Annotated in this window: 12 protein-coding genes; 7 read left to right on the forward strand and 5 right to left on the reverse strand. The window is 72.6% G+C overall.

Going from position 1 to position 13,134, the window contains the following annotated elements:
- Nucleotides 1–10: 10 nt before the first annotated feature.
- Genes Ani05nite_RS14515 through Ani05nite_RS14530 form a run of 4 tightly spaced genes read right to left on the reverse strand, consistent with a single transcriptional unit; the run spans nt 11 to nt 3,613 of the window.
- Nucleotides 11–1,135: an outer membrane protein assembly factor BamB family protein gene (locus tag Ani05nite_RS14515; protein ID WP_203768683.1), complete on the reverse strand. Its 1,125-nt coding sequence runs from the start codon at nt 1,133–1,135 to the stop codon at nt 11–13.
- Nucleotides 1,136–1,150: 15 nt separating this feature from the next.
- Nucleotides 1,151–1,609 carry an SRPBCC family protein gene (locus Ani05nite_RS14520; RefSeq protein WP_203768684.1) on the reverse strand — a complete coding sequence of 153 codons (459 nt, stop codon included), beginning with the start codon at nt 1,607–1,609 and terminating at the stop codon, nt 1,151–1,153.
- Between the two features lie 37 nt (nt 1,610–1,646).
- Nucleotides 1,647–2,771, reverse strand: coding sequence for a fumarylacetoacetase (gene fahA / locus Ani05nite_RS14525; RefSeq protein ID WP_239129925.1), 1,125 nt, complete (start codon nt 2,769–2,771; stop codon nt 1,647–1,649).
- Nucleotides 2,768–3,613, reverse strand: a complete 846-nt coding sequence (locus Ani05nite_RS14530) for a hypothetical protein (RefSeq protein ID WP_203768686.1) — start codon at nt 3,611–3,613, stop codon at nt 2,768–2,770. The genes fahA and Ani05nite_RS14530 overlap by 4 nt, the downstream gene beginning before the upstream one ends.
- Before the next feature lie 77 nt (nt 3,614–3,690).
- On the opposite strand from Ani05nite_RS14530, the gene Ani05nite_RS14535 reads away from it, so the two are divergent.
- Nucleotides 3,691–4,845 carry a homogentisate 1,2-dioxygenase gene (locus tag Ani05nite_RS14535; RefSeq protein ID WP_203768687.1) on the forward strand — a complete coding sequence of 385 codons (1,155 nt, stop codon included), beginning with the start codon at nt 3,691–3,693 and terminating at the stop codon, nt 4,843–4,845.
- Between the two features lie 53 nt (nt 4,846–4,898).
- On the opposite strand, the gene Ani05nite_RS41850 is transcribed toward Ani05nite_RS14535, so the two are convergent.
- Nucleotides 4,899–6,146, reverse strand: a complete 1,248-nt coding sequence (locus Ani05nite_RS41850) for a chitosanase (protein WP_203768689.1) — start codon at nt 6,144–6,146, stop codon at nt 4,899–4,901.
- 283 nt (nt 6,147–6,429) lie between these two features.
- Here Ani05nite_RS41850 and Ani05nite_RS14545 point away from each other — a divergent pair, with 283 nt between their 5' ends.
- From Ani05nite_RS14545 to Ani05nite_RS14570, 6 genes are read left to right on the forward strand one after another with little or no spacing between them, the layout of a single operon-like run.
- Entirely contained in the window at nt 6,430–7,605 is a 1,176-nt protein-coding gene (locus Ani05nite_RS14545; RefSeq protein ID WP_203768691.1) for an ROK family transcriptional regulator, read from the forward strand.
- A 22-nt stretch (nt 7,606–7,627) separates the two neighbouring features.
- Entirely contained in the window at nt 7,628–8,953 is a 1,326-nt protein-coding gene (locus Ani05nite_RS14550; protein WP_203768693.1) for an ABC transporter substrate-binding protein, read from the forward strand.
- 3 nt (nt 8,954–8,956) lie between these two features.
- Entirely contained in the window at nt 8,957–9,871 is a 915-nt protein-coding gene (locus Ani05nite_RS14555) for a carbohydrate ABC transporter permease (protein WP_203768694.1), read from the forward strand.
- Nucleotides 9,868–10,749 carry a carbohydrate ABC transporter permease gene (locus tag Ani05nite_RS14560; protein WP_203768695.1) on the forward strand — a complete coding sequence of 294 codons (882 nt, stop codon included), beginning with the start codon at nt 9,868–9,870 and terminating at the stop codon, nt 10,747–10,749. Before Ani05nite_RS14555 ends, Ani05nite_RS14560 begins: the two co-directional genes overlap by 4 nt.
- On the forward strand, nt 10,746–12,002 hold the full coding sequence (locus tag Ani05nite_RS14565; protein WP_203768696.1) for a family 4 glycosyl hydrolase: 1,257 nt from the start codon (nt 10,746–10,748) through the stop codon (nt 12,000–12,002). The genes Ani05nite_RS14560 and Ani05nite_RS14565 overlap by 4 nt, the downstream gene beginning before the upstream one ends.
- Nucleotides 11,999–13,006, forward strand: coding sequence for an N-acetylglucosamine kinase (locus Ani05nite_RS14570; protein WP_203768697.1), 1,008 nt, complete (start codon nt 11,999–12,001; stop codon nt 13,004–13,006). The genes Ani05nite_RS14565 and Ani05nite_RS14570 overlap by 4 nt, the downstream gene beginning before the upstream one ends.
- The last annotated feature ends 128 nt before the right edge of the window (nt 13,007–13,134 follow it).

Consider the following 13,134-nt stretch of genomic DNA (forward strand, 5'->3'; position numbering starts at 1 on the left):
GCCCACCACCCTAGAGCGCGGCGACGACCACCGGATCGGTCGTGTAGAAGCCGCCCGCGTCCGGCCCCAGCCGCTGCACCGCCAGGAAGCCGTCCGTCAGCTGCCAGGCGTCGGGCTGCCACGGCTCGACCCGCTCGTCCGGCACGTACAGCGGGAACGCCGCCCGCTGGGCCCCGGTGGCCGCGTCCAGCACCACCGCGCGCAGATCCGCGGCGAGCAGCACGACCCGGCCGGCCCGGGCCCCGAGCACCCGCGCCGCGCCCGCCCAGCGCCACACCTCGCGGCCCGCGCGGAAGGCGGTCACCGCCCCGCCGGCCGGGCTCAGCACCAGGTCACCGGCGGCCGTGGCGTCCGGGGCGTCGAGCCGCGGCGCGCGTTCCGGGCGCCGGCCGCCGGTCAGCCAGCCCTGGCCCGAGCCGTCGCGCAGCCCGGCGCAGCCGGACCGGGCCACGTCGCAGCCGACCGCGCTGAACGGCCCGTTGGGCCAGCCCCGCACCGGATGGCCCGTGAGCACGTCCCAGGCGCCCGCGGCGCACACGTACCGACCGCCGGCGGTCACGAACCCGTCGCCGCAGCCCGGCGGCAGGGTCACCGCCCAGCGCGGCGTGCCGTCGGCGGCCGCGCGGGCGGTAAGCTGCCGGCCACCGGCGATCAGCACGCTGGTCCCGGCCGTGTGCAGCCCGGGCGGCGCCCAGACCGCCGCGGAGCCGGTGCGCCCGGTGAAGGATCCGGCGGCGGGCCCGGCAGCCCGCCAGACGGGTTCGCCGGTACGCCCGTCCAGCGCCACCACCTCGCCGTCGGACCAGCGGGTGACCACCGTCGCCGCCACGGCCACGACGCCGGCCAGCCGCTGCGGCCACCGGCGGTACGACCACAGCGGCGTGTACATGGTCTCGGCCTGGACCGGCCCGTCCGCCTTGACCAGTCGCGCCCCCGCGTAGACCCGGATCCGGCCGTCGACGATCAGCGGCGCCATCGTGGTCTTGCCGGTCGTTCCCGGCGGCAGCGTGACGGCCACCGGGTAGGCGCCGGTGGCCGGCTCGAGGACCTCGGCCGGGGCCAGCACCCGCCAGCCGATCAGGACCGAGGCCGCCAGCACCACGACGGGGACGACGACACGCAGCAGCCGGATCACCACAGGGACGATAGGTCAGGCGGCGGCGGCCAGGTCGTCCAGGTCACGCCGCAGCGCGCCCTCGACCGTACGGGCCGCCAGGCCGCCGAAGACCAGCGCCAGGAACCGGCCCGCCGGCGCGGTCGGGGTGCCGTCCTGCACCACGGTGACCATCGTGCCGCCCCGGTGCCGTCCCTCCAGCACCGGCACGAACGTGTAGGTCATCCGGTACTCCGCGCCGATGCCGGGCGAGGAGACCACGAACCGTTCCGGGCTCACGCACTCGTCGACCCGGAACTCCTCGGTGATCTCCGTGCCGTCCGCCATGGTCCGGGTCTCGCGCCAACTCGTGCCGGCGCCGAACGGCCCCTGGGTGAGCAGCTCGACGGCGATGACGGTGGACAGTCGTTCGCAGCGGCTGGGCAGGTCGGTGAAGACGCGCCACACCGTGGCGACCGGCGCCTCGACCAGTCGGGTCACCGCAACCGTGGACATCGGCACCTCCCGCCTACAAGGTACGGGGAGTCGTTCGTCAGCGACAGACAGTTCCGGTTACCGAGCCGAGCCCCAGCGGCTCGCCGTCCGGGCCGGGCGCGGTGGCGCTGATGGTGACCGTGTCGCCGTCCTCCAGGAAGCCCCGGACCGACCCGTCGCCCAGCTCCACCGGCTCGGCGCCGTTCCAGGTCAGCTCCAGGAAGGACCCGGCCTGCGCGCGGTTCGGCCCGGAGACGGTCCCGGAGGCGTAGAGGTCGCCGGTCCGCACGCTGGCGCCGTTGACCGTCAGGTGGGCGAGCTGCTGGGCCGGCGTCCAGTACATCTGGGCGAACGGCGGCGAGCTCACCACCGTCCCGTTCCACTCGACCGTCAGGGACAGGTCCAGGCCGTCGCCCGGGGGCCGCAGGTACTCCGCCGGGACCGGGTCCTGCGGCGGCGCCGGCACGAGCGCGCCGGACAGGGCCTCGAGCGGGACCACCCACGGCGACACCGAGGTGGCGAACGACTTGCCCAGGAACGGCCCGAGCGGCTGGTACTCGAACGCCTGGATGTCGCGGGCCGACCAGTCGTTGACCAGCACCACCCCGAAGACGTGCTCGGCGAAGTCGGCGGGGCCGATCCGCCGGCCCGGCACGCCCACCACGAAACCCACCTCGGCCTCGACGTCCAGCCGCCGGGTGGGCCCGAAGACGCCCGGGCCGAGCTGGCCGGCGGGCCGTTCGACCGGGGTGCCGGAGACCACTACCGTCGCCGAGCGGCCGTGGTAGCCGATCGGCAGGTGTTTCCAGTTGGGCTGCAGGCCGGGCCGCTCCGGCCGGAGGATCCGGCCGACCTGGGTGGCGTGGTGCTCGGAGGAGTAGAAGTCGGTGTAGTCGGCCACCTCGAACGGCAGGTGCAGCTCGACCTCGCCCAGCGGGACCGCGGGCAGGGTGGGGGCCAGCTCGGCGATCCGGGCCCGGACGGCGCCCCACTGCGGACGCCCCAGCGCCATCAGCACGTTCAGCGTGGGCTGCCGCAGCGCGCCGCCGGCCAGGATCAGGTCCTCCTGCTCGGCCCGGGACAGGTCCAGCACGCCGTCGCCCAGCCGGACGCCGATCCGCCGCACGCCGTCCCCGGTGCTGAACACCCCGTACGGGAGGTTGCGCAGGTCGTAGAGGGTCACTCGGCGCCGCCGTTGATCAGGCCGAGGCGGATGAGCTCGGTCAGCGGCTCCAGCACGTGGTAGGCCCCGAAGCCGACCCATAGCGGCCGCGGCTCGTCCCGGCGGGCCCGGGCCGGCTCGACCAGCGGCACGGGGTGCGTCGCGGCCAGCGCCTCGGCGATCTCGGCCACCTCGCCCCCGTCGCTGGCCGCCGCCGACGCGACCAGCACGTTCAGGAAGCCGTGGTGGGTGAAGCCGGTCTCGGGGTCGGTGTGCCGCAGCGCGTGCCGCAGCCCGGCGGCGAGCTTGAACGGCAGGTTGCGGTCCCGGCAGGCGCAGATCACCGCGGCCAGCTCGACCGGGGTGGGGAACAGCTCGGCGGCGAGCCCGCCGACCCGGAACTTGGGCGCGATCCGCAGGCCGTCGGCGCGCTGGGCGGCCACCGTGTCGAGGCCGGCGAGCAGGCCCCAGCTGAGCGGGATCTCCGCGTACACGTCCAGCTCGGGGGTTTCGACCGCGAGCGCGCCGAGCGCGCTCAGGCCCGGCTGCGGGTCCTCGCCGCGGCGGGCGACGGCCGCCTCGACCCGCGCCACCTCGGCGCCGCCGGCGCGCAGCTTGGCGACGACCGCGGGCAGGGCGCCGATCGCGGCGTCGTTGACGACGCCGACCATGAGCCCGCGCGGGGAGAGATCGAGGTTGACCAGGGACGAGGGTACGAGCAGCGCGCCGATCAGCTCCGAATACCACGATTCGCGGTGTTTGGCGTGCCCGGCCAGCGCCTCGGGGGTCCCGAGGATGCCCGGCGGCAGCAGGGACGCGTCATCGACGAGTCCTGCGAACAGCGGCGGCACCAGCGTTGACACGAAACTGAACCTAATGGACGCTTCGAGAGGCGGACAACACCGTCCGTAATGTCAGTTTTCTAGGGGTGGTGGCAACGATGCCGTACTACCGCAGCGTCGGGGAGATCCCCCGTAAGCGGCACACCCAGTTCCGCCGTCCGGACGGCGGGCTCTACGCGGAGGAGCTGATGGGCCAGGAGGGCTTCTCCTCCGATTCCTCCCTGCTCTATCACCGGTACCCACCCACCGCGATCAGCTCGGCCGAGGTGCACGAACCGCCGGCCACGAGCCAGACGCCGAACCTGCCGCTCAAGCCGCGGCACCTGCGGACCCACAAGCTCGACGCCGGCCCGGCCGACGCGGTCCTGGGCCGCCGGCCGCTGCTGGCCAACGGCGACGTGCGCATCGGCTACGTGGTGGCCGACCGCCCGTCCCCGCTGTACCGCGACGCCGTCGGCGACGAATGCCTGTACGTGGAGGACGGCGCCGCCACGATCGAGACGACCTTCGGCGCGTTGCGGGTCTCGGCCGGCGACTACGTGATCATCCCGACCTCGGTGGTGCACCGGATCGTGCCGGACGGACCGGTACGGATGCTGACCATCGAGGCGACCGGGCACATCGGGCCACCGCGGCGTTACCTGTCGGTGCGCGGGCAGTTCCTCGAGCACTCGCCGTACTGCGAACGCGACGTCCGCGGCCCGGACGCGCCGCTGCAGGCCGAGGGCACGGACGTCGAGGTGTACGTCAAGCACCGCGCGGGCTGGACCAGGCACGTGTACGCCCACCACCCGTTCGACGTGGTCGGCTGGGACGGCTGCCTGTACCCGTGGGCGTTCTCGATCCACGACTTCGAGCCGATCACCGGGCGCGTGCACCAGCCGCCGCCGGTGCACCAGACGTTCGAGGGGCCGAACTTCGTGGTGTGCTCGTTCGTGCCGCGCAAGGTCGACTATCACCCGCTGGCCATCCCGGTGCCGTACAACCACCACAACGTCGACTCCGACGAGATGATGTTCTACACCGGCGGCAACTACGAGGCCCGCCGCGGCTCGGGCATCGAGCAGGGCTCGATCTCGCTGCACCCGTCCGGCTTCACCCACGGGCCGCAGCCGGGCGCGGTGGAACGGGCGATCGGGGCGGAGGCCTTCGACGAGCTGGCCGTCATGGTCGACACGTTCCGCCCGCTGGAGCTCTGCGACGCGGCCCTGTCCGTCGAGGACACCGGTTACGCCTGGACCTGGAACCGATAGGGCGAGGAGGGGGAGCCGCGGCTCCCCCTCCTGCTTTCCCCGGAACCGAACGACTATCCGATGTGGAACTGGTCGCCGTAGACGGCGAAGTCCAGCGGGGTGTTCAGGTCGAAGTTGCCGTTGCGCAGGAACACGCGCTGGGCGGTGTCGATCCGCGAGACGTCGGAGTGGGCCTCCTCCTTCTTCATCTCCACGACCCGCTCGTCGAGGAACGCGTTCAGCCAGGTGGTCTCGTTCCCACCCTGCGACGGCGGCTTGGCCAGCTTGAGCGCCCGGCTGCGGATCGAGCGCATGCCCTCGTAGCCGTGCACCACGGCGGCGTCGTAGTAGGCGAACTGGCCCAGCGCGCGGACGCCGTCGGCCTTGCCGTCACGCACGGACGGGTTGAAGTACACCCGGTCCCGCTCGGATTCCTGCGCCGCCTGGAACACCGGGTCGGCCGCCGCGGTCTTCCAGTCGCGGGTGAAGTTCGGGTCGAGGCCCGCGTGCGACTCGGTCCCGTTGACGGCCCGCAGGGCCGGCAGGTACTTGGCCAGCACGTTGCCCGGCTTGGTGGCGGTGTACGCCTCGACCAGCTCCAGCATGTCGCCGGTGCCCGAGCAGAAGCCGATGATGCCGGCGGTGTAGCCGCGGCCGTCCCGGATGTCCTCGATGTAGGAGAACTGGGCACGCCAGTTGAGCGAGGAGTTCTCGGCGGCCGAGACGATCTGCATCGCCACGTCCTTCTTGGCCGGGTTGTCCAGGTTCACGCCGCTGCTGGGGGGCGCCGTCGTGGTGGGCGACGTGGTCGGCGTGGTGCCGCCGCCGGGCAGCGTCCACTTCTGGTTGGCGCCGGTGCCGCAGGTCCAGATCTGGAGCTGGTTGCCGTTGGCGGAGCTGTTGCCGGGGACGTCGAGGCACTTGCCCGAGCCGGTGTTGATCAGCGTGCCGCCGGCGCCGGCGGTCCACTTCTGGGCGCCCGTGCCGTTGCAGTCGTAGATCTGGATCTTCGTACCGCTGGCCGTGCCGGCGGCGGTCACGTCCAGGCACTTGCCCAGCGCCCGGATCGAGTTGTCCGAGTTGCCGACGCTCCAGGTCTGAGCGCCCGTGCTGTTGCAGTCGTAGAGCTGCACCGCGGTTCCGTTCGCGCTGTTGGACGCGGCGACGTCGACGCACTTGCCGCCGAGGCCCTTGATCGCGCCGGCGGTGGCCGCGCTGGCCGGCAGGAGGCTGTAGGCGATGCCCGCGGCGGGGATCAGGACGCCGCCGAGGGCGTACGCGATCACTTTCCGACGGCGGTGCGGGCGTGAGGGGATGGTCATGGCGCTCCTCGTGGGGGTGGAGGGGGGTGGCGCGCAGGGTGAAGCCATCGATGACGGCCGTTGGGGGGACCGTCGCCGGGGGCGATGACTGGTCACGCTAGGACAGTTAAGTTGATTTATCAATCCCCGTCGATAAATCACCTATAGCCGGTTTGGCGGGGCTTCACGGCCCGCTCCGGGCGCCCGGAGGGGACGGAGCGCGACGAAGTCTTGACACCGGAAGGGGGCGGTCCTACGGTCCAGCTAATTGTTAGCCGATTTGCCAATCCCTCGAGGGGGCTCCGTGCCGCGACTGGCGGGATCGTCCAAGCTGCTGCGGGCCATGAACGAGAGCGCGGCCCTGGCCCACCTGCTCGAGCCGGGCGGCCTCACCCGCGCCGACCTGCGCCGGCTGACCGCGCTCTCCACCCCGACCATCTCGGAGGTGCTGCGCCGGCTCACCGACGCCGGGCTGGTGACCGTCGTGGGCCACAACAGCGGGCGCCCCGGTCCGAACGCGGAGATCTATGCCGCGAATCCGGACGCAGCGTACGCGGCGGCCGTCTCCGTACGGGATGTGGGCACCAGCGGCGGCCCGTCGGTGGTGGCCGCGCTCTGCGACCTGACCGGCGCCGTCCGGGCCCGCACCGAGTCCCGGGTCGACTTCCTGCTCACCGACCCCGGCGCCGCCCTGCTCGACGTGGTGGCCGGCCTGGGCGAGCAGGCCGGCGTGCCGGCCGACCGGGTACGGCACGTGCAACTCGGTGTGGCCGGCTCGTACGACAGCCGGGCCGAGACGATCCGCCACGTGGACGTGCCCGGCTTCAGCCGCCCCGGGCTGGTCCCCGCCATCGCCGCCGCGCTCGGCACCCACGTCGGCGTCGACAACGACGTCAACCTCGCCGCCGTGGCCGAGCGCCGGCGCGGCGTGGGCCGCGAGGCCGACGGTTTCGCCCTGCTCTGGCTCGGCGAGGACGGCCTCGGCCTGGCCATCGACATCGGCGGCGCGCTCATCCGCGGCGCCCGCGGCGGCGCGGGCGAGATCGGCTACATGCCGCTGTACTCGCCCGACTCGACCCACCGCAAGGTCGACCTCCAGGATCTGTTCGGCGGCGCGGCGATCCTCGAGCTCGGCCGCGACCACGGCCTGTCCGGCGCCACCCCGAGCGACGTGGTCGCCGCGGCGACGGGGACCGGCGAGTTCCTCGCGCACCTGGCCGACCGGATCGCGGTCGGGCTGGCCGCCGTCATCGCCGTCCTCGACCCCTCCCTGGTCGTGCTGGCCGGCCCGGTGGCCCAGGCCGGCGGCGGGCAGCTGCTGACCGCGGTCAAGGTCGCGCTGCGCCGCGCCGCCCCCCTGGAGAGCACCATCGCCGTCACCACCATCGACGACGACGCGGTGCTGCTCGGCGCCCTCGACGCCGGGCTCACCGCGGTCCGCGAGGCGCTCATCGCCTCGATCCGCGACAACCAAGACTGACCCTCCCGAGAGGACTCCCCCCATGAACAAGCGGATACCCCCTGCCCGGAAGTCGCTGGTCGCCGCGGCTACGGCCCTGCTGCTGACCGCCGCCTGCACCCCGGCCCCCAAGGAACAGAAGATCGCCGACCCCGGTACGGAGGTGTCCGGCACGGTCGAGCTGTGGCACTTCTTCACCGAGCGTGAGGCGGCCGCCATCGACACGGTGATCAAGGACTTCACCGCCACCCACCCGAACATCAAGGTGACCGTCAAGCCGGGCCAGGACGACTCGAAGATGACCCAGGCGATCGGCGCCGGCAACGGGCCGGACATCGGGCTCTCGTACTCCACGGACATCGTCGGCAAGTTCTGCTCGTCCGGGGCATGGGTGGATCTGGCGCCGTACATCGCCCGGGACAAGGTCGACCTCAACCGGCTGAACGCCACCACGCGCTCGTACACCGAGTTCGGCGGCAAGCGCTGCGCGATGCCGTTCCTCGCGGACGCGTACGGGATGTTCTACAACAAGGACCTGTTCGCCGCGGCCGGCATCGCGGCGCCGCCCAAGACCCTCGACGAGCTCGCCGAGGACGCCAAGAAGCTCACGGTGAGGAACAAGGACGGCTCGCTGAAGAGGGTCGGCTTCCTGCCACTGTTCGACTTCTACGAGAACGCGGCCGCGCACCTGGCCCCCGCGGTCGGCGCGAAGTGGCTCACCGCGGACGGCAAGTCGGCGGTCGGCGCCGACCCGGCCTGGAAGACGCTGCTGACCTGGCAGAAGAACCTGGTCGACTGGTACGGCTACGACAACCTGCAGAAATTCCGGGCCGGGCTGGGCGACGAGTTCAGCGCGGACAACGCGTTCCAGAAGGGTCAGGTGGCGATCAACGTCGACGCCGAGTACCGGCTGGCCTTCGTCAAGGACCAGGCGCCGAACCTCAAGTACGGCGTCGCGCCGCTGCCGACCAGCGACCCCGCCCGGTACGGCGGCGGCTACGTCACCGGCAACATCGTCGGCATCTCCAAGAATGCCAAGAACCCCGAGGCGGCCTGGGAGCTGATCAAGTACCTGACCACCGACGACAAGACCATCGTCAAGCTGGCCAACGCGCTGAAGAACGTGCCCACCACCACCGGGGCGATCGGTGACCCGGGCCTGCAGGTCGAGCCCGAGTTCAAGACCTTCATGGACATCTTCGCCAACCCGAACTCGCTGACCTCGCCGCCGGCCGCGTCCGGGCCCGCGTACCAGGAGACCTTCGGCACCTTCGTCACCAACTGGCAGTCCGGCAAGGTCAAGGACCTGGACGCCGGCCTGGCCGACGCGGACAAGCAGATCAACAGCGTGATGACGCTGGGCGGCTGAGCCATGCGCCTGCGCCGGCTGACCCCGTGGACGTTCCTGGCCCCCGCGCTGATCGGCATCGTCGTCTTCTTTGGCTATCCGCTGCTCAGCGCCGTGTACTTCTCGTTCACCAAGTTCGACCTGCTCACCGTGCCGGAGTGGGTGGGGCTGGCGAACTATCGGCGGATGGGCGAGGACCCGTACCTGCTCCAGTCGATCCGCAACACGCTGTGGATGGTCGCCGTCCTGGTGCCGCTGCGGATCGTCGGCGCGATCGGCCTGTCCCTGCTGCTCACCCAGCTCAGGCGGGGCGCGGGCTTCTTCCGCACGATCTTCTACCTGCCGGCGCTGGCGCCCCCGGTGGCCGCCACCATCGCGTTCGTCTACCTGCTCAAGCCCGGCACCGGACCGGTCAACGCGTTCCTGGCCCGGCTCGGCATCGAGGGCCCGCTCTGGTTCAACTCGCCCGACTGGTCCAAGCCGTCGCTGGTCCTGCTCGGCCTCTGGGGCATCGGCGACCTGATGATCATCTTCCTGGCGGCGGTGCTGGGCGTCCCGGCCAGCCTGTACGAGGCGGCCGCGCTCGACGGCGCGAACGCCTGGCACCGCTTCCGCTACGTCACCCTGCCCACCATCCAGCCGGTGATCCTGTTCGCCACGGTCACCGGCGTCATCTACACGCTGCAGTACTTCGACCAGGCCGCGGTGGCCGGGTCGATTGCCAGCGGGCAGGCGGTCACCGGCGGCGGCATCTCGTCGTCGTTCGGCTTCCCCGAGGGCTCCACCTTCACCTATCCGCTCTGGCTGTACACGGTCGGCTTCCGCTACAACGCGCTCGGCTACGCCAACGCCATGGCCGTCGCGCTGTTCGTGGTCGCCCTGGCCGTGACGGTCATCCTGCTGCGCCGGGCCAAGGCCTTCTCCGGGGAGGAACAATGACCGCCCTCTTGGAACGCGCGGCGCCGGCCGCGCCGCCCACCGTCCGACAGGTACGCCGCCAGCACCGGCTGGCCTGGATCGCCCGGCACAGCATCGCGATCGCGCTGGCCGTCATGTTCCTGACCCCGGTGGTCTACCTGTTCCTACTCTCCGTGATGACCAGCGATCAGGCGCTGACCAGCGACTACTGGCCCAACAGCTGGCACTTCGAGAACTACGTGCGGGTCTTCGAGGTCACCCCGCTGCCGCACTACCTGCTCAACACGGTCATCTACGCCGGCTCGGCCACGGCGCTGATGCTGCTGTCCAGCGTGCCCGCGGCGTACGCCCTGGCCAAGCTCAAGTTCCGCGGCCGCAACGCGGTCTTCCTCACCGTGATCTGCGTGATGATGCTGCCACCGCAGGTGGTGACCGTCCCGCTCTACCTGATGTGGGCCCGGTACGGCCTCACCGGCTCGCTGGCGCCGCTGATCATCCCGATGCTCTTCGGCGACGCGTTCTGCATCTTCCTGCTGCGGCAGTTCCTGCTCACCATCCCGACCGACTACCTGGACGCGGCCCGGGTCGACGGCTGCGGCGAGTGGCGCACCCTGCTGCGGGTGGTGCTGCCGATGGCCCGCCCGGGCATCGCGGCCGCCGGGCTGTTCCAGTTCTTCTACGCCTGGAACGACTACTACGGCCCGCTGCTCTACACCAGCGAGAACGAGAGCTCGTGGACGCTCTCGCTGGGCCTGGCGTCCTTCCACGGCGTCCATCACGTCGACTGGAACCTGGTCACGGCGGCCACGGTGCTGGCCATGGCCCCGATCGTCGTCGTGTTCTTCTTCGCCCAGAAGGCCTTCGTCCAGGGCGTCACACTCACGGGGGTCAAGGGATGAAGATCGCTGTCGTCGGCGGCGGGTCGACGTACACGCCGGAGCTGGTCGACGGGTTCGCCCGGCTCGGCCCGATGGTCTCGGAGCTGGTCCTGATCGACCCGGCGCGGGAGCGGCTGGACGTGGTCGGCGCCTTCGCGGCCCGCATCTTCCGGCGCCACGGCCACCCCGGCCGGGTCACCTGGACCACCGACCTGGACGCCGGCGTGACCGACGCCGACGCCGCGGTCATCCAGCTGCGGGTCGGCGGTCAGGCGGCGCGGATCAGCGACGAGACGTTCCCGCTGGACTGCGGCTGCGTCGGCCAGGAGACCACCGGGGCGGGCGGGCTCGGCAAGGCGCTGCGGACCGTGCCGGTGGTGCTCGACGTGGCGGCCCGGATCCGGGCCCGGGCCCGGCCGGACGCGTGGATCGTGGACTTCACCAACCCGGTCGGGATCGTCACCCGCGCGCTGCTGGACGAGGGCCACCGCGCGGTCGGGCTGTGCAACGTGGCGATCGGTTTCCAGCGCCGCTTCGCCCGGATGCTCGAGGTGGACCCGGCGGCGGTGGTCCTGGACCACGTCGGCCTCAACCACCTGACCTGGGAGCGCGCCGCGTACGTGGACGGCGTCGACCGGCTCCCCGAGCTGCTGGCCGCCCACCTGCCGGAACTGGCCGAGGAGGTGGACCTGCCGGCCGCGGTGCTTTCCGCCCTGGGCAACGTGCCCAGCTACTACCTGAGCTACTTCTACGCGCACGACCGGCACGTCCGGCAGGCCCGCGGGGTGCCGACCCGCGGCCAGCGGGTCGCCGAGATCGAGGCCACGCTGATGGAGATGTACCGCGACCCGGACCTGGACGAGAAGCCGGCCCTGCTGGGCGAGCGCGGCGGCGCCTACTACTCCGAGGCGGCGGTGGGCCTGATCGCCGCGCTGGCCGGCCGGGACCCGGACGGCGTCCACTCGGTCAACGTCCGCAACAACGGCACGCTGCCGTTCCTGCCCGACCGGGCCGTCATCGAGGTGTCCGCCCGGGCCGGCCGGTCCGGACCGGTCCCGCTCCCGGTCACCCCGCTGGCCCCGGACCTGGCCGGTCTGGTCGCGCACGTCTCCGGGTACGAGGAACTGGCGCTGGACGCGGCCCTCCGCGGCGGCGAGCACCGGGTGTACCGCGCCCTGCTCGCCCACCCCCTGATCGGCCAGCACGAGGACGCCGAGGCCCTGACCGGCAAGCTGCTCGCCGCGGGCGCGCAGCACCTGGCCCGGGCCCGATGAGGACGCTCTACCTGGCCGTGGACGGCGGCAACTCCAAGACCGACGTCGTCCTCGGCACGGCGGACGGGGAGATCCTCGGCTTCGTCCGCGGGCCGACCAGCTCACCGCACACCATCGGCCTGCCCGGCGCCGTCGAGGTGCTCGGCGACCTGATCACCGCGGTCCGCACGGACGCCGGCCTGGCCCCCGGCACACCGATCGAGCTGGCCGCGTACTACCTGGCCGGCGCCGACCTGCCGATCGAGGTGCGGCGCCTGCACGCGGCGATCGGCGCGCAGTGCTGGGCAGACCGGACCATCGTGGACAACGACTGCTTCGCCGTGCTGCGCGCGGGCACCTCGCTGCCCGACGCGGTGGCGGTCGTCTGCGGCGCGGGCAACAACTGCGTCGGCCGGGCGGCGGACGGCCGCACCGCCCGCTTCCTCGCCCTCGGCCCGATCTCCGGCGACTGGGGCGGCGGCCACGACCTCGCCGAACACACCCTGCGCCTGGCGGCCCGGGGCGAGGACGGCCGCGGCGACGAGACCCGGCTGACGCGGGTGGTCGCCGACCACTTCGGCTACGCCACGATGGCGGAGGTGAGCATCGCCCTGCACCTGGGCGACCTGCAAACCACCCGGATCCGCGAGCTGACCCCGCTGCTGTTCGACACGGCGGCGGCCGGCGACGCGGTGGCCGGGCGGCTGGTCCGGCGCCAGGTGACGGAGATCCTGGCCCAGCACCGGGTGGCGGCGACCCGGCTCGGCCTGCTGCGGGCCCCGCACGCGCTGGTGCTGGGCGGCGGGGTGCTGCGGGCCCAGCATCCGGTGCTGCACCGGCAGGTGGTGCAGGGCGCGCAGGCACAGGCGCCGGGGGTGCGGGTCAGCGTGCTGGACACGCCGCCGGCGGTGGGGGCGGCGTTGCTGGCTCTCGACGCGCTCGGCACGGCCGGGGCAGCCGAGGACAAGGTACGGGCGACGATGGCGGCGGCCGAGCCGGGTGTTTCGGTCCCACGGGCCGCTTGATACTCGGCGCTCGCGGAGTCCCCGCCGCGCTGTTCCTTCCGCCGCGCCGCACCTCGGCGTGGCGGGCCGCTCGGCGTGGCGGGCCGCTCGGCGTGGCGGGCCGCTCGGCGTGGCGGGCCGCTCGGCGT

The organism is Actinoplanes nipponensis, from assembly GCF_016862275.1.
Taxonomy (GTDB): Bacteria; Actinomycetota; Actinomycetes; order Mycobacteriales; family Micromonosporaceae; genus Actinoplanes; species Actinoplanes nipponensis.